Source organism: Nocardia sp. NPDC051756, from assembly GCF_040681495.1.
In the GTDB taxonomy this organism is placed as follows: Bacteria; Actinomycetota; Actinomycetes; order Mycobacteriales; family Mycobacteriaceae; genus Nocardia.
Genome location: NZ_JBFAYV010000001.1, coordinates 1022150 through 1041902 on the forward strand (window position 1 = coordinate 1022150; position 19753 = coordinate 1041902).

Here is a 19753-nt window from a genome sequence, read left to right on the forward strand (position 1 = left end):
GTCAGCGGCGGATGGCGGCGATGGCGCGTTCGATGCGCTTGACCGACACGGGGTATGGGGTGCCGAGTTTCTGGGCGAACAGGCTGATCCGGAATTCCTCGATCATCCACCAGATCTCGGTGACTGCCGGGGCGTTGCGCCGGTTCTCCGGAAGGGAGTTGACCAGGCGGTCGTAGGCGGTGAGGGCGCGGTCGAGTTCGATCATGCCCTGACGGTCGCGGACGGCGGAGGCCGGCAGCGTTTCCAGGCGGACGACGGCGGCTTGCAGGTAGCGGGGGAGTTCGCGTAACCGGGTGCTGCCCCATTCGGAGACGAAGCCGCGGAAGACCAGGTTGTCCAGTTGGTCGCGCACGTCGTCGGCGATGTCGCGCTCGGAGGTTTCGGCCAGCGCCGCCGAAACCCGGTGTGCCTCGGCGAGAATCGGTACCACCAGGCGGACCAGTTGAGCGACGGCGGAGACGAAGTCGGGGCGGATCTTGGCGACCAGCGCCGTGAAGTCGTCGGGGTTGTGCACCGGCCCGCCCGCGGCGGCGATGAGTTCGTCGGCGGCGGCGGCACGGCAGTCCTCGATCAGTGCGTCCAGTGAGCCGTACGGATTCTGGGTCAGCGCAAGGCGATCCGTCGGGCGCAGGCTGGAGGTGACCGTGCGGACCGAGGTCGGGAGCGCGTTCAGCACGAGGGTGCGGGTGCCTGCCCGCATCGCGGTGGCTTGGGCGGCAGGGGAACTCAGCACTCGGACCGCCACGCCGTCGCCCTCGGGGACCAGGGCGGGATAGCCGGTGACGGTTTGGCCGGCGACCTCGCGGCGGACCGTCGGTTCCACCGTGCCGAGTGATTCCGATGTCCACGCGGCTGCGGGCGGTCGCTCAGCGCCCGCGGTCGCGCGGGCAACCGAGGCGGAAACCTGTTCGGCCAGTTGGGTTTTCAGCGCTGGGAGACTCTTGCTCCGGGCCAGTACCTTTCCGGCGGTGTCGACGGCGGCGAAGGTCATCCGCAGATGATCCGGTAGTGCGGCAGTGTCCAGGTCGGTCGGGTCGATGGTGATCGAACCCAGTCGGGACAGTTCCCGCGCCAGTCCGATCCGCAGCGGTTCCGCGCGTGGAGTGAGCGCGGCCAGCGCCGCCGCCGCGAAATCCGGAGCAGGAACGACGCTGCGCCGCAACGCCTTCGGCAGCGTCTTGATCAACGCCGCGGCCAGCTCGTCGCGCATGCCCGGCACCAACCAGTCGAAGCCGACGGCCCGCACATGGGCCAACTGCTCGACCGGGATGCGAACGGTGACACCGTCTTCCTCGTTGCCCGGCTCGAACTGATAGGTCAGCGGGAAGCTGAGTTCACCCTGCCGCCAGGCATCGGGGAAAGCGGCCGGATCCAACGCAGCGGTGCCCGCGTTGACCACCGTCGAGGTCGAGAAGTCCAGCATCGCCGGGTCTTTGCGGCGCGCGCTCTTCCACCAGCTGTCGAAGTGCCGCACGGACACGATGTCGGCGGGCAGGCGCTTGTCGTAGAACTCGAACAGCACCTCGTCGTCGACCAGGATGTCGCGGCGGCGGGCACGGTGCTCCAGATCGGCGACGTCGTCGATCAATTCGCGGTTGCGGTGGAAGAAATCGTGGCGGGTCTGCCATTCGCCTTGCACCAGTGCGTGTCTGATGAACAGTTCGCGCGACAGCTCCGGATCGATCCGGCCGTAGTCGACCTGCCGGCCGGTCACCAGCGGGATGCCGTACAGGGTGACGCGCTCGTAAGCACTGGCCGCGCCGCGCTTGGCGGACCAATGCGGTTCGGAGTAGGTGCGTTTCACCAGATCGCCCGCGAGCCGCTCGGCCCACTCCGGCTCCACCTTGGCCGCCATCCGGCCCCACAGCCGCGACGTCTCGACCAACTCCGCGGCCATCACCCAACGCGGCGGCTTCTTCGCGAGCGACGAGCCGGGGAAGATCATGAACTTCGCGTTGCGCGCGCCGAGGAACTCCCGCGATTCCGCCTCGCGCAGCCCGATGTGGGAAAGCATGCCCGCCAGCAGGGCCTGATGGATGCCGATGGAATCCCACGGCAGGTCATCGGATTCGAGCGTCGAGGCATCGGCATTCTGCGCCGCGCCGCCGCGACCGCGCTTCGAGCCACCTGCCCGACCACCGCGAGATGCATTGGCATCCTGCCGGTTCGCGCTCGAGGCTGCGCCCCCAGCACCGTCACCGGTCGGTCGGCCCTCGGCGGACAACGGAGCGGACTTGCCACTCGATCGCCCGCGGCGCGAACGATCGTCAGCGTCCCGCCGTGAGTCCGGCTCACCACCCAGTTCGCCTTCGCCGCGAGCTTGTCCACGGCGTGAACCGTTCTCGGTGTCGCGCGATGATCCGGGCTGTCTGCCTTGCGAATTGCCCGCGCGGTCGCCCGATTGCTCGCGGCCCGAGCCATCTTCGGTGCCTTGCGGTGAGTTGGGTCCGTTTGGTGTGTTGTGGTTGCGGCCCCGGCCACGGCGCGAACGACGGCCGGGCTGCTCCGATGCGCGCGTCGAGTCGTCTGCTCCGTCAGTGCGATCCGGCCCGGCGTCTGCCGACCAGCCGAGTCCCCTGGTGATGGTGCGCAGCTGGCCGTGTAGGTCCTGCCACTCCCGGATACGCAGGTAGTGCAGGAATTCCTCGCGGCACATCCGGCGGAACTGGTTGGATGACAGCGACTTCCGTTGCTCGTTCAGGTAGTCCCACAGGCGCAGGTAGGCCAGGAAGTCCGAACCTTCGACGATGAATCGCGCGTGCTTGGTGTCGGCCGCCTGCTGGTTGTCGGCGGGGCGCTCGCGCACGTCCTGAATCGACAGGGCCGCAACGATGATCAGCACCTCGGCCAGATTCCCGCTGCTGTGTGCTTCCACCAGCATGCGGGCCATCCGCGGATCGACCGGAAGCTGCGCCATGTCGCGCCCGATCGGGGTGAGCGTGAGTCCGGCATCGGATTCCGGGTCGTTGCTCGTCCGGCGGCCCAGTGCGCCGAGCTCTTCCAGCAGCGCGATGCCATCGCGGATCGCCCGCTTGTCCGGCGCCTCCACGAACGGGAAGTTCTCGATATCGCCGAGCCCGAGCGAGGTCATCTGCAAGATGACGGCGGCCAGGTTGGTGCGCAGGATCTCCGGTTCGGTGAACGCGGGCCGGGATTCGAAGTCGTCCTCGGAGTACAGCCGGATGCAGATGCCGTCGGCAACGCGACCACAGCGTCCGGCCCGCTGTCGGGCCGACGCCTGAGAGACCGGTTCGATCGGCAGCCGCTGCACCTTGGTGCGCATCGAATAGCGCGAAATGCGTGCTGTCCCAGGGTCGACCACATACCGGATGCCCGGCACGGTCAGCGAGGTCTCCGCGACGTTGGTGGCCAGCACCACCCGTCGACCGGTATGCGCGGCGAACACCCGATGCTGTTCGGCGCTGGACAGTCGCGCGTAGAGCGGCACGATCTCGGTGCGCGGCAGCTTCAGATCGCGCAAAGCATCGGCGGTGTCGCGGATTTCGCGTTCGCCGGACAGGAACACGAGCACGTCCCCGTCGCCCTCGTCGAACAGCTCGGCGACCGCGTCGCCGATGGCGTCCACCGGGTCGCGGTCGACCACCCGGGTGTCCTCGTCGTCTTCGTCGTCGGCGCCGGGCAGCTCCAGCGACAGCGGCCGGTAGCGCAGCTCCACCGGGTAGGACCGGCCGGACACCTCGACAATCGGTGCGGGAGTGCCGTTCTCGTCGGCGAAGTGCCGGGCGAACAATTCCGGGTCGATGGTCGCCGAGGTGATGATCACCTTGAGGTCGGGCCGGCGCGGCAGCAGCTGTTTGAGGTAGCCGAGCAGGAAGTCGATGTTGAGGCTGCGTTCGTGCGCCTCGTCGATGATGATCGTGTCGTAGCGGCGCAGCAGCCGGTCGCGCTGGATCTCGGCGAGCAGGATGCCGTCGGTCATCAGCTTGACCAGCGTGCGCTCGGAGGCATGGTCGGTGAACCGGACCGTGTAGCCGACGACGTCGCCCAGCTCGGTGCCGAGCTCCTCGGCGATGCGTTCGGCGACGGTGCGCGCGGCCAGCCTGCGCGGCTGGGTGTGGCCGATGGTGCCGCGGATCCCGCGCCCGAGTTCCAGGCAGATCTTCGGGATCTGGGTGGTCTTGCCGGAGCCGGTCTCGCCGGCCACGATCACCACCTGATGTTCGGCGATGGCGGCGGCGATGTCCTCGCGGCGCTGGGTGACCGGCAGCTGCTCGGGGTAGCGGATCTCCGGCACGGCGGCCCGGCGCGCGTCGATACGGAGCTCGGCCGCGGCGATCTCGGCCTCGACCTCGCCGAGGTCGCCACCGCGCGCCCGATCGAGCCGGCGGCGCAGCCGGTATTCGTCGCGGAGGGAGAGATTCGCCAGGCGGGTGCGGAGCTCGGGGGGTCCGGTGTCAGCTGTCCTGGTCATTGCATTCATAAGCGTAGCGAAGGGCGGCAACTGGTATTTCCGTCAGGCGGCCCGACCGGGTTGCCGACAGTGTGCGGAGTGTCCGGATTTCCCCGGTTAACCGGGGTTGATATGCGAGGATCGGTCGATGGACGCCGATTCGGGCACGGCTTGGGTGTATCGCGGTCTACGGATCGCCTTCGGTGTGCTCGGGGTCGTGGCACTGGTCTGGATCCCGCTGCGCAACCTGCACGAGGCGGCGTTCTCCCCGGGAAACTACTTCAGTTTCTTCACCATTCAGTCGAATGTGCTCGGCGTGCTGGTGTTGCTGATCGGCGGTCTGCTCGACCCGCACGGCCGCCGCTGGGAGATCGTGCGCGGCGCGAGCGCGCTGTATCTGCTCATCACCGGTGTGGTCTACGCGGTGCTACTGGCCAATATCGATGTGATGCTCACCGATCGCTGGATCAACGACATCATGCACCGGGTGATGCCGATCGTGATGGTCGCGGACTGGGTGCTGGTGCCGGCCCGGCAGCGGCTGGCCCTGTCGCCGCGCCTGGTCGGTCTGTGGCTGATCTATCCGCTGATCTACGGCATCTACAGCCTCATTCGCGGCCCGATCGTCGACTGGTATCCCTACCCGTTCTTGGATCCGCGGCAACAGGGCTATGTCTCACTCACGATCGGCTTGATCGTTCTCACCGGCGTTTTCACCCTCCTGGCGGTCGCTATCGCGGCCGTCGGTGGCCGGGCCCGGCTACGAACGCCATGAGCACGACGTTGATCTCCAGGGCCGTTCGTTGCCGGCGGAGACGTGTCGATGGCCATAAGGGTCGCGAGGTGCGGTGGCATTTTGCCTGGTGTAGCGCGTATTGAGGTTATCGACGAGCAGGTAACCCGTCGCCGCGATTCGGAGGGCGACACCTTCCTCCGGTAAAGGTGGACACATGAACTCGCTATGGCACGGATTTGCCGACATGGGTGCGGTCGAGCGGGACGGCGCGTTCGTCGTCGCCCGGGGCGAGGGCGCCTACATCTACGACGCCGACGACAACCGCTACCTGGACGCGACGGCCGGGCTCTGGTTCACCAACGTCGGCCACGGCCGCGGCGAGATCGCCGACGCGGTCGCCGCGCAGCTGCGCCAGATCGCGCACTACTCCAACTTCGGCGACTTCACCGAACCGGCCACCCAGCAGCTCGCCGAGCGACTCTCGGCGATGGCGCCGGTGCCGGGCAGCAAGATCTTCTTCACCTCCGGCGGCTCGGACTCGGTGGACACCGCCGCCAAGCTGGCCCGCCGCTACTGGCACGAGCTCGGCAAGCCGGACAAGACGATCGTGGTCGGCCGGCAGAAGGCCTATCACGGCATGCACGTCGCGGGCACCGCGCTGGCCGGCATCCCGGTCAACCGCGAGGGCTACGGCGAGTTCATGGCCGACGCGCGCACCATCGAATGGGACGACCCGAAGTCGCTGCTCGCCCTCATCGAGGAGATCGGCGCCGACCGCATCGCCGCGTTCTTCTGCGAGCCGATCATCGGCGCGGGCGGCATCTACCTGCCGCCGGACGGCTACCTCGCCGAGGTGCGCCGCATCTGCCGCGAGCACGAGATCCTGTTCGTCGTCGACGAGGTCGTCACCGGCTTCGGCCGGATCGGCGGATCCTGGTTCGCCTCGTCCCGCTTCGACCTGGAGCCGGACCTGATGACCACCGCCAAGGGCCTCACCTCCGGCTACGTCCCGATGGGTGCGGTGTTCATCGCCCCGCACATCGCCGAGCCGTTCTTCGCCGGCGGCGTCTGGTGGCGGCACGGCTACACCTACGGCGGGCACGCGGGTGCCGCCGCGGCCGCCCTGGCCAACCTCGACATCGTCGAGCGGGAGAACCTCCTGGACGAGTCGGCCCGCCTGGAAGCCACGCTGCACGCCAAGCTCGCCCCGCTGGCCGAGCACCCGCGCGTCGCCGAGGTGCGCAGCGGACTCGGCGCGGTCGCCGCGGTCCAGCTCGTCGACCCCGCCGAGGGCCTGCCGATGGTGAAAACCCTGCGAGCACACGGCGTTTCGAGCCGCGCGGCAGGCCAGGGCGCCATGCAGATCTCGCCATCGTTCGTCATGACCGACGACCAGGTCGACGAGTTGGTCGAGGGCTTCACCCGCGCCCTCGGCTGATCACCCGCACGCCCTTTGATTTCCCGCACGCTTTCTGATTTCCCGTACCTGGAATCGCATGCGAATCCCGGTGCGGGAAATCAGAAGTGGTGCGGCTCAGAGCGTGCGCGTCATGAAGTGGCTGTACGGGTCGGGGAGGTAGTCGCCGAAGGGGGCGCAGGGCTCGAAACCGTGTGCGGCGTATAGCTTTTGGGCGGGGACGAAGAACTCGGGTGTGCCGGTTTCCAGGCTCACTCGCCGATATCCGCGTGCGGTTGCCTCGGTGAGCAAGTGGCGCAACAGGATCGAGGCGACACCGCGGCGTTGGTGCGTCGCGGCGGTGCGCATGGACTTGATCTCCGCGTGCTCGTCGTCCAGGCGCTTGAGTGCGGCGCAGCCGGCCAGGGTGTCGCCGTCCCATCCGCTCCAGAAGGTGATCTCCGGCCGGCGCAGGGCATCGAGGTCCAGGGCGTGCGTGCTCTCGGGCGGGGAGTGGGTGGCCAGTTCGGCTACGTGCTCGGTGAGCAGGACGGCGATCTCCGGTCCGGAGAGGTCGTCGACGACGATGCGCAGGTCGAGCTTCGTCACGGAGGCAGCCGCGGTAGCAGACTGGTCGGTGTTGCCAGACATTTGTCCATGATGCATTCCCGCGCGGAATCGCGCGCACTCGACGGACCTCGATCGAACAGGCTTTACTGAGAGGGCACTCGCCCGCACTTGCTCGGCGGACACCGCTGTCCGGCCAGGGGGTTCTGAATCATGAAGCTTGCCAAGGTCGCCACGCTGGCGGCGGGCGCTGCTCGCCGCGCCGTCGACGAAACCTATTACGCCGGCTTGGCGGTTCGCGCGGGGTTGGTGACCCCGGAACGGCCGGACCGGCTGGCCAAGATCGGCGCGGCGGTTGTGCGCTACGGCATGCTCGGCGCGATCCCGTCCGTCGCCGCCCAGCGCTACCGGGACCGCACCGCGATCATCGACGAACTCGGTTCGCTCACCTTCCGCGAACTCGACGACCGCACCAGCGCGCTGGCCAACGCCTGGCGGGCGCGCGGCCTGCGCGACGGCGAGGTCGTGGCGATCCTGGCCCGCAATCATCGCGGTTTCCACTACGCGGTATTCGGGGCAGCCAAGTGCGGGGCTCGAATCGTGCTGCTCAACACCGATTTCGCCGGCCCGCAGCTGCGTGAGGTGGTGGCCAGGGAGGGGGCCGATCTGCTGGTGTTCGACGAGGAGTACGCCGACGTGCTCGGCGAGCTCACCCCGCGCCGCGGCCGCTATCGCGCCTGGGCCGAGCAGCCCGGCGTGGACACGCTGGACAACCTGATCGCCGGCGCGGCCCGCACAACCCCGCGGCGCGCCACCACCACCGCGAAAGTGGTCCTGCTGACCAGCGGCACGACCGGCACCCCGAAGGGCGCGCCGCGCCGCGAGCCGACGTCGCTGGCCCCGCTCGGCGCGATCCTCGACAAGGTGCCGTTCCGGGCGCGCGAGATCACCGAATGCCCGGCGCCGCTGTTCCATACCCTCGGTTTCGCGCATGTGTTCATCGCCCTGGGTTTCGGTTCGACGCTGGTGATCCGCCGCCGCTTCGACCCGCAGGCCGTGCTGGACAGCCTGGACCGCAATCGGGTCACCGCCTTGGTGGCGGTGCCGGTGATGTTGCAGCGGATGCTCGATCTGGGGCCGCAAGCTCGTGCGGGACATGACTTCTCCGCGCTGCGGATCATCTTCGTCGCCGGTTCGCAGCTCGGCGCCGACCTGTGCACCAAGGTGACCGAGGCGTTCGGTCCCGTGGTCTACAACCTGTACGGCTCCACCGAGGTGGCCTACGCGACCATCGCCACCCCCGCCGACCTGGCCGTCGAGCCGGGGTGCGTGGGTGGTCCGGTGTCGAGCGCGACGGTGAAGATCCTCGATGAAGACGGTGCCGAGCTGCCGGCCGGGCAGACCGGACGGATCTTCGTCGGCAACAACTTTCAGTTCGAGGGGTACACCGGCGGCGGCGACAAGGTGCGCATCGGCAACCTGATGTCGACCGGGGATGTCGGCCACTTCGACCGCGCGGGAAGGCTTTTCATCGACGGACGGGACGACGACATGATCGTCTCCGGTGGCGAGAACGTCTTCCCCAACGAGGTCGAGGAACTGCTCGCCGCGCATCCGGCGGTCGAGGAGGTGAGCGCCTTCGGCGTGCACGACGAGCGCTATGGGCAACGGCTGCGCGCGGTGATCGTTGTGCGGGAAGGGCATTCGCTCGCTGAGGACGAGGTGCGCGAGCATGTGAAGGCGCATCTGGCTCGCTTCAAGGTGCCCCGCGATGTGTTGTTCATCGATGAATTGCCGCGCAACCCGACCGGGAAGGTGCTCAAACGCGTGCTGCGCGAGCTGTGATCAGCGCTGCCCGTTGCGGCTGAACAGGTGTCGCAGCAACCCGCCCGGCGGCCGTAGCGCGGCCCGCAGGCCACCGGTCGGTGGCACGCTGATCAGGCCGCCGCGCCGATGCGTGACGCAATCGATGACCGCGTCGGCGACCGCCTCCTGATCCGCGAGCGAGCCCGACGCGACGGTGCTGACGATGACGCCCTTGCCCGACAACTCCTGATCCAGCGCCGCGCCGAGACCGACGACGCCGTGTTTGGTCGCGCAGTACACCGCGACGCCGAGCGCCGCGGGCACCCCGGCCGCGGTGCCGATGTTCACGATCTGCCCGTGCCCCTGACTGACGAATCGTTCTGCCGCCAAACGGGTTCCGATGATCACCGCGCGCAGATTGACATCGATCTGGAGATCCGACTCGGCCTCCGATTCCGCGAGGAACGGGCCGGTCGGCATGACGTCGGCCGCGTTCACCACGACATCCAGGCCGCCGAGTTTGCGTTCGGCGCAGGTCAGGAAGCCGCCGAAGCGCGCGCTGTCGGTGATGTCGAGGGCCATCCCGATCACCGTGCCGCCGTGGGTTCTGCCGAGCTGATCGGCGGCCGCGCGGACCGCACCCACGTCCACGTCGCCGATGACGACATCGGCGCCCTCCACCAGGAACGCCAGGGCGGTTTCGCGTCCGATGCCGTGCGCACCCCCGGTGATCGCGACCCGTTTGCCAGCGAGCGTCTTTCGAGACATATGTTTTCGCCTGCCTTTGTCTCGTTCAAACGCTAGATTGTCGCTGGACCGCTCTCCATGCGATATCGGGTCAGGGCTTTGCGCAATCCGGCCAAGCGGTACACATCGAACCGGTCGGACGGTTTTATTCGCCGATCCGAACCCTTTGGGAGAGCGGAACTTACGATCTCCGGCCAGAAACCTTGCGCATATCGGCCATAGCAAGCAACGATGGACGAGTGGCCTCATGGGAGTGGCGGCGGTCGGTGACACACGCGGTGATCCTTGTCGAGCTGGGAGAGGATCACGGTCTCACGCAAAACCAGTGCCTGCGTGGCACGGAGCTGGATCCACGCGTGCTGAAGACACCCGGAGCGGAGATCACCGCCGCGCAGGAACTCGGCATCGTCCGCAATCTCGTCACGCTGCTCGACGACAAGCCCGGATTAGGCCTGGAAGCCGGCACCCGCACGCACATCACCACCCTCGGCGTGTTCGCGCTGGCCGTGCTCAGCAGTCCGACGATGCGGCAGGCCATCGATGTCGCCATGCGGTATTTCAGCCTGATGACCTCGTTCTCCCGCGCCTGGCACGTCTACCGGGGCGAGGAGATCTGGCTCTACGGCGACGACCGCGAGCTGCCCGAGGACCTGCGCGGCTTCCTCGCCGAGCGCGATGTGTCCGCACTGCTGACGAATTGGTTCCTGGTGTTCGGCGTGCCGCCGCCGGTGGTGCGCGTCGAGGTGGCCGGCGGGCTACTGCCCAGGCTGGCACCGATTTTCGACCAGTTCGAGATCCCGAGCAGCGCCTCCGCGGAGCTACAGACCGCGATCTTCGACGCCACCGGCATCGATGAGCCGATGCCGCAGGCGAGTCCGCTCACCGCGCAGCTGTTCGAGGAGCAGTGCGACGACCTGCTGCAACGGCGCGGGCTGCGCCAGGGTGTGGCCGGATCGGTGCGGTCGATGCTGATGCATCAGATGAACGGCAGGCTCAGCCAGGAAGACGTCGCGGCCGGGTTGCACATGAGCCTGCGCACCATGCGCCGCCGGTTGTCCGAGGAGGGCACGTCCTATCGCCAGCTGTGCGCGGAAACCTTCGGCACCCTGGCCGAGGAACTGCTCTCGACCGGGCTGACCGTCGAGGATGTCGCCTACCGGATGGGATATTCGGGCGCGCCGAGCTTTTCGAACGCGTTCAAGCAGTGGCGCGGCGTGTCGCCTGGGCGATTCGCGCGCTCGGCCGTCGATCGATACCGGCAGACGGTGCCGCACTGAGCGTGCGGGCCCGGCGAAAAGGGCACCCCCGCGGTTATCGGGTGCGAGCATAGAACGGGCAGGTCCACGGTCGCCGCGACGAGAGGTGGTGGGGTGTGGCGCAGTTCGTGCAGGAGTACGCCGCATTGCGGTGGTCGGTGGTGGCGGCGTTTCTGATCGCGGGGGCGATCGTGCTCGGGCGGTTGGCCGCGCCTGCCCGGCTGGTGGAAGGTGCCGGATCGGTAGGTTCCGGTTCGGCGGATCTGATTCGGCAGCAAGCGGATTCGCCTCCTGGTGGCTCGAGATCGATCGCCGGATATCACGAATCCGACGCCGCGCACCTGATCATGTGCTTGGTGATGCTCGCGATGCTGGTCTTCCCCGCGGCCGCGAGCCCGCCGGCCGTGCGCGGCGTGCTCACCGCGATGGTCGTGGTCTTCGCGGCCTTGTTGGTGAGTCGAATCCTGGAGTGGCGCAGCGCGCCGGATCGGCCGCCGGCCGAGCGGCTCGTGCCGCTGGGTTATCACGCGGTAACCGCCGCCGCCATGCTGTACGCCATGTCCGGGCACGCGATGTCCGGTCATTCCGGCGGTCCCGCCCCGATTCCGGCGCTCGGGCTGGCCGCGCTGTTCGCCGCGGACGCGCTGGTGGTCGCGCTCGCGGTCGGCCGTCCGTTCGTCGACACGCCGGGCTACCTGGGTGTTCTCTTGCGCTCCGGTGGGTGTGTCGCGGCGCTGACCGGGCCGCGGCAACGCTCGGCGATGGTGCCGCACGTGGTGATGGACCTGGGTACCGCGTACATGCTGATTGCGGCAGTTTCGAGTTGACCGGCGCCGCAGACCAATCCATGAGGTAGTGCATACCGAACCCCTGTCTATGCAGGCACGGATTCGGCGATGACAGAGCACGGTTTCGCGATAGCCCATCGGCCCGGCGAGACGGCGGTCGGCAGGGCAGGCGATGACCTGTTACGCCTGTGCCCGCTGCCCAGCGAACTCGATCGACAGCGCTCCGCCCTGGCCGCCCGCCGGCTCGTCATCCTGCTCGGGGAAACCGGTACCGGCGACCGTGCCGCGTTCACCGAGTTCTATCGGCACACCAGCTCGCGGGTCTTCGGGCTCACCGTGCGGATCCTGCGCAGTCACGCCGCCGCGGAAGAGGTCACCCAGGAGGTGTACCTCCAGGTGTGGTCGACCGCCGACCGGTACGACGCCGCGCTGGCCAGCCCGATCGGCTGGCTGATGATGCTCGCGCATCGGCGCGCGGTCGACCGGGTGCGCGCGGACGCCGCCTCCGCGGTTCGCGACCTGGCCTACGGCCACTCGCACGGGGGCCGTGACCACGACGTCGTCGCCGAATCGGTGACCCAGCGGATGGAGGAGCAGGAGGTGCTCGGCTGCCTGGGCGCGCTGACTGCGACCCAGCGTGAGGCGATCACACTCGCCTACTACTCCGGACGGACGTACCGTGAAGTCGCAGACCATCTATCGGTGCCACTGCCGACCATCAAGACCCGCATCCGCGATGGGCTGAAGAGACTGGAGAAGTGCTTGTCCGTAGAAGGCGCCGATGGCTGACCAACTCCCGCGATCCGACGCGGAACTGCTCGACCTGGCATATCCGTGCGCGCTGGACGCGGTGGGCGATATCGAACGGCGGCATATCGAGGAGCGGCTGGCAAAGGCCGATCCGGCTGTGCGGCAAGCGTTCTCGGAGACCGTCGAGCGGATGCACGAGGTGATGGCGAGGGTCGCGGAGCTCGACGCGCACGCACCGCCGCCGGAGCTGGAGGCAAGGATCCTGGCGGCGCTGCCCGACGACGGGCGCGACCGGCTGCCGTCCGCGTGGCAGCGGCGGATGCGGTGGGTGGTTCCGGTGGCCGCGGCGGCCTGCCTGGTGATCGGCGGCGGGCTGGTCGCCGACCGCATCGGTACCCAGCCGGCCTCGGTGCCGGGGGCGGAGCAGGTGCACCGGCAACCGGATGCGCGGACGTTGTCCAAGCCGGTGGTCGGCGGCGGCAGTGTGGTGGTGGAGTTCTCGGCGCAGCAGCGGCTGGCGACGATGGCGTTCGACGGCGTGGCCGCGCCGCCGTCCGGGCGGGTGTATCAAGCGTGGCTGGTGCCCGCGGGTACGCAGCCGGTGCCGCAGTCGGCCGGGGTGTTCACCGAATTACCCTCGGTGGCAAGGCCGTTCGTGATGTCGTTCGAGTCGGGGGAGACGTTGGCGGTCACCGTCGAACCGGCCGGCGGATCCAAGGCGCCGACCACCGATCCGATCGCCGGGGTGGTCTTGCCCTGAGCGGCGCGCTCAGATCTCCACTGATTGATCGGCGACCACGCGGCCGCCGAGGCGGACCCAGCCGTCGGAATCCCAGGCGGTGAAGAGCTGGGAGCCCTTGCCCTGGGTGATGACCAGGCCGCGGCGCAGCAGCGCGGTGATGGCGACGGCCGCCGCGCCGGTCGCCTCGTCTTCGGCAATGCCCAACGTGGGGGCGAACATTCGCGAGCGCAGGGCGCCGCGGTTCTGGTCGGTCCAGGCCCAGAAGTAGTGCGGGCCGCCGGTGAAGTCGTCCGGGCGCAGGCCTGCCAGTTCATCGAGGTCTTCGATCTGGTGGAAGGTGAAGTCGGGCGCCCATTCACCGCGCGCGGTGATCCAGGTGAGGCCCTCGGTCAACTCGACCGCGACCGGTCCGGCGGGGACGGTCAGCCGGCGCACCGGGATGCCCTGTTCGGCGAACCACCACGCGGTGCCCACCGACGGGTGTCCGGCGAACGGCAGCTCGACGGCGGGGGTGTAGATCCGTACGCGGGCGACCTCGTCGACCGGGTCTTCGACCACGACGGTCTCGCTGTATCCGGCCTTCGCCGCGAGTGCTTGGCGCTCGGCCTCGGGCACGTCCGCGGCGCGCGCGATGCCCAGTTCGTTGCCGAATCGACCGGCGGAATCGGTGAATACTCGCACCACGTCAACCTGTGTGCCCATGGTTGCCGAGCCTACTAGCCAGGTCCGACACGAGGCTGTCGCGTAGCCCACAGTCCGCGTTCAGCGCGGCGTCGTCGCTGGTCGGCAGCGTACGGCAAAGGCCGCCGACGGTCCGTTGGACGGACCGTCGACGGCCTCTGCGCGGGGTTGCTCAGACCGAAGCGGCGGCCAGCGTTTCGGTGGACTGCACGGCCTGGCCGACACCGGCGACGATCGCGGCCGCGCGCAGCGACTCGAAGATCACCTCACGGGACACGCCCGCCTCGCGCAGCGTGTGCTCGTGCGCCTCCAGGCAGTGCCCGCAGCCGTTGATCGAGGAGACCGCGAACGACCACAGCTCGAAATCGGCCTTGTCGACCCCCGGGGTACCGATGATCTGCATGCGCAGACCGGCCCGCAGGTCGTCGTAGCGTCCACCGAGGAACGCCTTGCCCCGGTAGAACACATTGTTCATGCCCATGATCGAGGCGGCGCCGAGCGCGGCGTTGTACGCCTGCTCGGACAGCACATCCGCCGCCTCTTCGGCGATCTCGCGCAGCGTGGTCGCCGACCGGGTCGCGGCCGCCGACGCCAGCAGGGTGCCCCACAGCTGCTGTTCGTTCAGCACGGTGGTGCGCGCGAGCGATGACAGATTGAGCTTGAGGTCCTTGGCGTACTCGGGGAGGGAGTTCTTCAGGTTCTCAATGCTCATGTATCTCTATCCTCTTCTGTTTCAAAGATTTTCGTGCTTCGGGATGGGTGTCAGACGCTCGCGGCGAGCAGTTCGCCCGCGTTGATGGTCGGGTCGCCCTTCTTCCAGTTGCAGGCGCACAGCTCGTCGGACTGGAGCGCGTCGAGCACCCGCAGCACCTCGTCGACGTTGCGGCCGACCGAACCCGCGGTGACCGAGACGAACTGCACCTCGTTGTTCGGGTCGACGATGAAGGTCGCGCGGTCGGCGACGCCGTCGGCGTTGAGAACGCCGGTGGCAGCGGCCAATTCGCGCTTGAGGTCGGACAGGATCGGGAACGGCAGGGTCTTCAGGTCCTCGTGCTGGGCACGCCACTGGAAGTGCACGAACTCGTTGTCGACCGAGGCGCCGAGCACCTGCGCGTCACGATCCGCGAATTCCTCGTTGAGCTTGCCGAACGCGGCGATCTCCGTCGGGCACACGAAGGTGAAGTCCTTCGGCCAGAAGAAGACGATCCGCCACTTGCCCGCGTGATCGTCGCTGGTGATCGTGGTGAAGTAGTCGTCAGGCTGCTGAGCGTCGACCTTCGACAGATCACCACCGATGACAGCGGTGACGTTGTATGCCGGGAATTGGTCGCCGATGGTCAGCAAGGCCATGCCTAATCTCCTCAGTTCTGTGATGGGTTTGCTAGCACTGTGCAGAAAAGCAGAAAAGCTCACTTGCGATCTTGCCGAAGGGCTGCTGAAAGGTAAAGGTGATCAGTCGCACTACACTGATAGCCGTGACCGATCAGACTTATCAGCCGACCCTGTCACAGCTGCGTGCGTTCGTGGCGGTCGCGGAATACCGCCACTTCGGCACTGCCGCAGCGCGGCTCAGTGTGAGCCAACCCACGCTATCGCAGGCGCTCGCGGCACTTGAACACGGGCTCGGACTGCAACTGATCGAGCGAAGCACGCGACGGGTGCTCGTCACCGCCGCGGGGATGCGGTTGCTGCCGAAGGCGGTGGCGACGCTCGAGGCGGCGGACCGTTTCGTCGCGTCGGCGACCGGTGACGGTCTCGGCGGCACCTTGCGGATGGGCATCATTCCGACGGTTGCTCCGTATGTGCTGCCGGGTCTTCTTCCGGAATTGCGGAAGAAGTTACCCGCGCTCCACCCGCAGGTCATCGAGGATCAGACCGCGCGGCTGCTGGACGGGCTGCGCACCGGCGTGCTCGATGTGGCGCTGCTCGCGCTGCCGACCGAGGTGCCCGGCCTGGTCGAGATTCCGCTGTACACCGAGGAATTCGTGCTGGTGACCCCGCGCGGGCACGAGCTGGCCGGCCGCACCGATCTCGCTCCGTCGGTGCTCGACTCGCTGCCGCTGCTGCTGCTCGACGAGGGGCACTGCTTGCGTGACCAAACCCTGGATCTGTGCCGCTCCGCCGAGATCCATCCGGCCGCGGTCGGCGACACCCGGGCCGCGTCGTTGGCGACCGTAGTGCAGTGTGTCGCAGGCGGACTCGGTGTCACGCTCATCCCCGAAATGGCGGTTGCCTCCGAAACTGCCCGCGGCACACTGGATACCGCGCATTTCGCGACGCCCGCGCCCGGCCGTACCGTTGGCCTCGCCTACCGCACGTCTACCGCCCGGGCGGAGGATTACGAGTACCTGGCGGCGATCATTCGGACCCAGCGTCCGATGTAGGAAACGTTGGACGCCAGGCGGTTTCGGCGTCGATCTTGCGATGATGGACCGGCGCAGGTGTGCGGATCGGGAGGAGCTGCGGATGGATTCGCCGACGTCGAGGCGATGGGAACAATGTGCGGCGCAGGGGCATTCGCTGTTCGTCTACGGGACGTTGCGATTCCCGGAGGTGCTGAAGGTCCTGATCGACCGCGTACCGAACCAGGTGCCCGCCGTCGCGCCCGGCTGGCGAGTCGCGGTGTTACCCGACCGCCTGTACCCAGGGCTCGTTCCGGAGCCCGAAGCGGTGGCGAACGGGATCCTGCTCACCGGCCTCACCGCGGGGGAGTGGGGGATCCTCGACGCCTTCGAAGACGACGAATACGACCTCCGGGCAATTCAATTGGCGGCCTCTACGAATCCGGTCTGGACCTACATCTGGACGGCCGCTGTCGCACAAGATGATTGGTATCCGGATCATTTCACTGCCACCTATCTCCCTGACTTCGTCACCCAGTGCGCAGACTGGCGGCGCGGGCTATAGGACCCTGCTCCGAGGCCGGTAAAGGTCCCGATTGGCGTTTGTAGACGACCGGTCGTATATTCAGGATATGGCGCGACCGCGACGGAGTGGAGACACTCGGCAGCTTCTGGTGGAGGAGGGGGCTGCCGGGTTCTTGGCGAGTGGGTATCACGGGACCGGGATCAAGCAGGTCCTGGACAAGGTCGGCGTGCCGAAGGGGTCGTTCTACAACTACTTCGACAGCAAGGAGAGTTTCGGGCGGGCGGTGATCGAGCATCATTCGCTCTGCGTGCAGCGGAATTTGACCGAGGCGTTCGGGGCGGCGCCGGATCCGGTGAGCGGGTTGCGGGCGTTCTTCGGCCGGCTGATGGACGACTTCGTCGAGGCGGAGTTCACCGGCGGATGCTTGATCGCGAATCTGGGCGGGGAGCTGGAAGGCAGTGAGCTGCTTCGGGAGTCGTTGTCCAGCGCGTGGGGCGCGTGGCGGGACCGGGTGGCCGAGCAACTGCGACAAGCGCAGGGGCTCGGGATGATTCGCGGCGACATCGACGCGACCGACCTGGCGGATCTGCTGCTCGAATCCTGGGAGGGGGCGGTGATCCGGATGAAGATCGACCGGACGATGGCGCCGCTGAACAAGTGTTTGGATCGTTTACTGGGGGACTACTTCCTGCCCTGAACTGGGCTTTCCTATCGGGTCGTTTTTCATGTCCATTCCAAGACGACCGGTCGTATCAATAGAAGGAGAAGCATATGACAAAGACGGTGATCGTGACCGGATCCTCCAGCGGGATCGGGCAGGATATCGCCCGTGCGTTCGTGGAGCGCGGGGACAATGTGGTGCTCAACGGACGCGACGCGGGCAAGCTCGCCGACGTCGCCGCGGCGCTCGGCACGCCCGAGCGGCTCGCCACGTTCGCGGGCGATATCGGCGCTCCCGCAACGGGTTCCGCGCTGGTCGAGGCGGCGGTCGAACGCTTCGGCGGCGTGCACGTGCTGGTGAACAACGCGGGAATCTTCGGCGCCAAGCCGTTCGTGGACGTCACCGAGGCGGACCTCGACAGCTACTTGAACGGCAACCTCAAGGGCACGTACTTCACCACGCAGGCGGTGGTGCGGCAGCTGAAGCAGCAGGGCTCCGGCGGCAGCATCGTGAACATCGGCACCGTGCTCATCAACCACGCGCTGGCCGGGCTGCCCGCCTCGGCCGCACTGGTCAGCAAGGGCGGCGTGCACGCGCTGACCACCAGCCTCGCCGCGGAACTCGCGGCCGACGGCATCCGGGTGAACGCCGTGGCCCCCGGCATCATCCGTACCCCGCTGTTCGGCGACGGCGACGAAACCGCTTCCGGCCGACTGGCTTTGCTGAACCGGATCGGCGAGGTATCCGAAACCACCGCAGCGGTCCTGTATCTCGCGGACGCCGAGTTCACCACCGGCCATATCTTCCCCGTCGACGGCGGCTTCATCTCCGGGCGGGCCGCCTGATGCCGTACGTCAACATCAAGGTCACCGACGAGGGCGTCACCCGGGAACAGAAGGCGCGCTTGATCAAAGGCGTCACCGACCTACTCCATGAAGTCCTCGACAAGGACCCGGCCACCACCTACGTGGTCATCGACGAGGTCGACCTCGCGAACTGGGGCGTCGGCGGCCTCAACGTGGAGGACTACCGCAACCGCTGACCGAACAGCACCGGCCCCCAAGTGAAAACACTTGGGGGCCGGTGCGTTCGGTTTCTATACGCGCAGGGCGTACGGCTCGATCGCGCCGCGCACGAGTGCCCGCGCGTCGACGGTCTCCGGCCGGTAGGGCAGCGTGACCAGACGATCGGTCATGGCCTGCACCGGGTCGTCCATCCGCTCGTTGCGCCCGAACAGGAACGTCCATTCGTGCTCGTCGCTGCCGTACTGCACGACGGTGTCGAACTGCTCGTGGAAGCGGTTCCAGGAACGCTTCAACGTCTCGTTGCGCCACATGGTCGCGCAGCCCGCCTGGGCGCTCAGCACGCCACCGGGGGCGAGCAGGGCCCGACATCGGGACAGGAACTCCGACTCGTAGAGGCGGTTGTGCTGCGCGTCTTCGACCCGCTCGTCGGGCAGGTCGATCACGATGACGTCGTAGCGGGTGCCCGCCTCGGCGGCCTCGGCGAGGAAATCCCAGCCGTCGGCGTAGTGCACCTTGATCGGGCCCTCACCCTTGACCGCCGCGGTCAGCTCGTCGGTGGTGTAGCCGTAGGGCAGGTGCTCGGCGCACAGCTCGACCTCGAGCTGATCGATGTCGACGTGATCGACCAGCGACGCGCCGGCCTCGACCGACATCTGACTGGCCACGCCCTCACCGGAACCGATGATGAGCACCTTCTCCAGCTTCTCGGCCAGCGCGAAGGCGGGGACCATCATCGCCTCGTGGTAGGTCACCTGGGAGAACTCCGTGGACTGGCGATCGTCGTCGGAGAACAGGCTGATGCCCTGCTCGGTGCGCGCGATCACCATGTGCTGGAACGGAGTATGGGTGTCGACGATGATCTCGTGCAGGTCCCAGATGCGGGTCAGGCCCGCGCCTACCGGTTCCTCGATCCGCTGGGGGTCGGCAGTCGGCGGAGCCGACGGGGTGGGTGAATACTGCGAGCCGTGCCCGCGGCGGATGACCTGCATTCGAACATCTTTGGGAGACAACTTATCTCGTAGATGCTCGACAGCTTTCGACGCGCCTGCGCCGATACTGCCGCAGGTGAAGACGTCGACAAAGATGTCGCCGGACTCCGGATAGGTGTGAATCGAGGCGTGAGACTCCGACAACAGCGCGAGGACAGTCACCCCCTGCGGATCGAACTTCTTGTGTACGACATCGCAGATGGTGACGCCCGCCGCGATCAAAGACTCGCGCAACGCCGATTCGAGTCGTTCGAGGTCGTCGCAAAGGGTCGCGTCGACACCACCGAACTCGGCCAGCACGTGCCAGCCGGTGAAATCCGCCGTCATGGG

At 67.6% G+C, this 19753-nt stretch carries 19 protein-coding genes; 12 read left to right on the forward strand and 7 right to left on the reverse strand.

From position 1 onward, the window contains the following. Position 1: 1 nt before the first annotated feature. A complete protein-coding gene (gene hrpA / locus AB0M22_RS05085) occupies positions 2-4432 on the reverse strand; it encodes an ATP-dependent RNA helicase HrpA (RefSeq protein WP_364721203.1) in 4431 nt (1476 codons plus the stop codon). A gap of 127 nt (positions 4433-4559) precedes the next feature. Here hrpA and AB0M22_RS05090 point away from each other — a divergent pair, with 127 nt between their 5' ends. Together AB0M22_RS05090 and AB0M22_RS05095 are read left to right on the forward strand one after the other, a co-directional pair. Beyond that, complete coding sequence (locus AB0M22_RS05090; RefSeq protein ID WP_364721205.1) at positions 4560-5186, forward strand: Pr6Pr family membrane protein; 627 nt, start codon at positions 4560-4562, stop codon at positions 5184-5186. A gap of 175 nt (positions 5187-5361) precedes the next feature. Next, positions 5362-6585 (forward strand): aminotransferase class III-fold pyridoxal phosphate-dependent enzyme, encoded by a 1224-nt coding sequence (locus AB0M22_RS05095; RefSeq protein ID WP_364721207.1) that lies wholly within the window; start codon positions 5362-5364, stop codon positions 6583-6585. Positions 6586-6681: 96 nt separating this feature from the next. On the opposite strand, the gene AB0M22_RS05100 is transcribed toward AB0M22_RS05095, so the two are convergent. Then, positions 6682-7194, reverse strand: coding sequence for a GNAT family N-acetyltransferase (locus AB0M22_RS05100; protein WP_364721210.1), 513 nt, complete (start codon positions 7192-7194; stop codon positions 6682-6684). Positions 7195-7323: 129 nt separating this feature from the next. Here AB0M22_RS05100 and AB0M22_RS05105 point away from each other — a divergent pair, with 129 nt between their 5' ends. Next, positions 7324-8955 carry an acyl-CoA synthetase gene (locus AB0M22_RS05105; RefSeq protein ID WP_364721212.1) on the forward strand — a complete coding sequence of 544 codons (1632 nt, stop codon included), beginning with the start codon at positions 7324-7326 and terminating at the stop codon, positions 8953-8955. On the opposite strand, the gene AB0M22_RS05110 is transcribed toward AB0M22_RS05105, so the two are convergent. Continuing rightward, positions 8956-9684, reverse strand: coding sequence for an SDR family NAD(P)-dependent oxidoreductase (locus tag AB0M22_RS05110; protein WP_364721214.1), 729 nt, complete (start codon positions 9682-9684; stop codon positions 8956-8958). Between the two features lie 257 nt (positions 9685-9941). On the opposite strand from AB0M22_RS05110, the gene AB0M22_RS05115 reads away from it, so the two are divergent. From AB0M22_RS05115 to AB0M22_RS05130, 4 genes are all read left to right on the forward strand, one after another. After that, positions 9942-10940, forward strand: a complete 999-nt coding sequence (locus AB0M22_RS05115; protein ID WP_364721686.1) for an AraC family transcriptional regulator ligand-binding domain-containing protein — start codon at positions 9942-9944, stop codon at positions 10938-10940. A 95-nt stretch (positions 10941-11035) separates the two neighbouring features. Then, the gene (locus AB0M22_RS05120) at positions 11036-11746 is read left to right on the forward strand and encodes a DUF5134 domain-containing protein (protein WP_364721217.1); all 711 of its coding nucleotides are present in this window, start codon (positions 11036-11038) and stop codon (positions 11744-11746) included. A gap of 69 nt (positions 11747-11815) precedes the next feature. Then, entirely contained in the window at positions 11816-12496 is a 681-nt protein-coding gene (sigK, locus tag AB0M22_RS05125) for an ECF RNA polymerase sigma factor SigK (protein ID WP_364721220.1), read from the forward strand. Beyond that, positions 12489-13217 carry an anti-sigma factor gene (locus AB0M22_RS05130; RefSeq protein WP_364721223.1) on the forward strand — a complete coding sequence of 243 codons (729 nt, stop codon included), beginning with the start codon at positions 12489-12491 and terminating at the stop codon, positions 13215-13217. Before sigK ends, AB0M22_RS05130 begins: the two co-directional genes overlap by 8 nt. A 9-nt stretch (positions 13218-13226) precedes the next feature. Here the strand turns inward: AB0M22_RS05130 and AB0M22_RS05135 are convergent, their stop codons facing one another. The 3 genes from AB0M22_RS05135 to AB0M22_RS05145 all read right to left on the reverse strand — a co-directional run bounded on the left by AB0M22_RS05135 (position 13227) and on the right by AB0M22_RS05145 (position 15230). Beyond that, positions 13227-13901: a PhzF family phenazine biosynthesis isomerase gene (locus tag AB0M22_RS05135; RefSeq protein ID WP_364721226.1), complete on the reverse strand. Its 675-nt coding sequence runs from the start codon at positions 13899-13901 to the stop codon at positions 13227-13229. A gap of 151 nt (positions 13902-14052) precedes the next feature. Beyond that, positions 14053-14592, reverse strand: a complete 540-nt coding sequence (locus AB0M22_RS05140; RefSeq protein ID WP_364721229.1) for a carboxymuconolactone decarboxylase family protein — start codon at positions 14590-14592, stop codon at positions 14053-14055. A 50-nt stretch (positions 14593-14642) separates the two neighbouring features. Further along, entirely contained in the window at positions 14643-15230 is a 588-nt protein-coding gene (locus AB0M22_RS05145) for a peroxiredoxin (RefSeq protein ID WP_364721232.1), read from the reverse strand. A 125-nt stretch (positions 15231-15355) separates the two neighbouring features. Between AB0M22_RS05145 and AB0M22_RS05150 the strand changes: the two genes are divergently transcribed. The 5 genes from AB0M22_RS05150 (at position 15356) to AB0M22_RS05170 (ending at position 18451) form a co-directional block, all read left to right on the forward strand. Continuing rightward, a complete protein-coding gene (locus tag AB0M22_RS05150; protein WP_364721235.1) occupies positions 15356-16264 on the forward strand; it encodes a hydrogen peroxide-inducible genes activator in 909 nt (302 codons plus the stop codon). A gap of 82 nt (positions 16265-16346) precedes the next feature. Continuing rightward, complete coding sequence (locus AB0M22_RS05155) at positions 16347-16787, forward strand: gamma-glutamylcyclotransferase family protein (protein ID WP_364721238.1); 441 nt, start codon at positions 16347-16349, stop codon at positions 16785-16787. A gap of 109 nt (positions 16788-16896) precedes the next feature. Continuing rightward, positions 16897-17445, forward strand: a complete 549-nt coding sequence (locus AB0M22_RS05160; protein ID WP_364721241.1) for a TetR family transcriptional regulator C-terminal domain-containing protein — start codon at positions 16897-16899, stop codon at positions 17443-17445. 74 nt (positions 17446-17519) lie between these two features. Beyond that, positions 17520-18254: an SDR family NAD(P)-dependent oxidoreductase gene (locus tag AB0M22_RS05165; protein WP_364721244.1), complete on the forward strand. Its 735-nt coding sequence runs from the start codon at positions 17520-17522 to the stop codon at positions 18252-18254. Further along, complete coding sequence (locus AB0M22_RS05170; protein WP_364721247.1) at positions 18254-18451, forward strand: 4-oxalocrotonate tautomerase family protein; 198 nt, start codon at positions 18254-18256, stop codon at positions 18449-18451. Before AB0M22_RS05165 ends, AB0M22_RS05170 begins: the two co-directional genes overlap by 1 nt. 54 nt (positions 18452-18505) lie before the next feature. Here AB0M22_RS05170 and speD read toward each other — a convergent pair whose 3' ends face one another. Further along, positions 18506-19750 (reverse strand): adenosylmethionine decarboxylase, encoded by a 1245-nt coding sequence (gene speD / locus AB0M22_RS05175; RefSeq protein ID WP_364721250.1) that lies wholly within the window; start codon positions 19748-19750, stop codon positions 18506-18508. Positions 19751-19753: the final 3 nt, after the last annotated feature.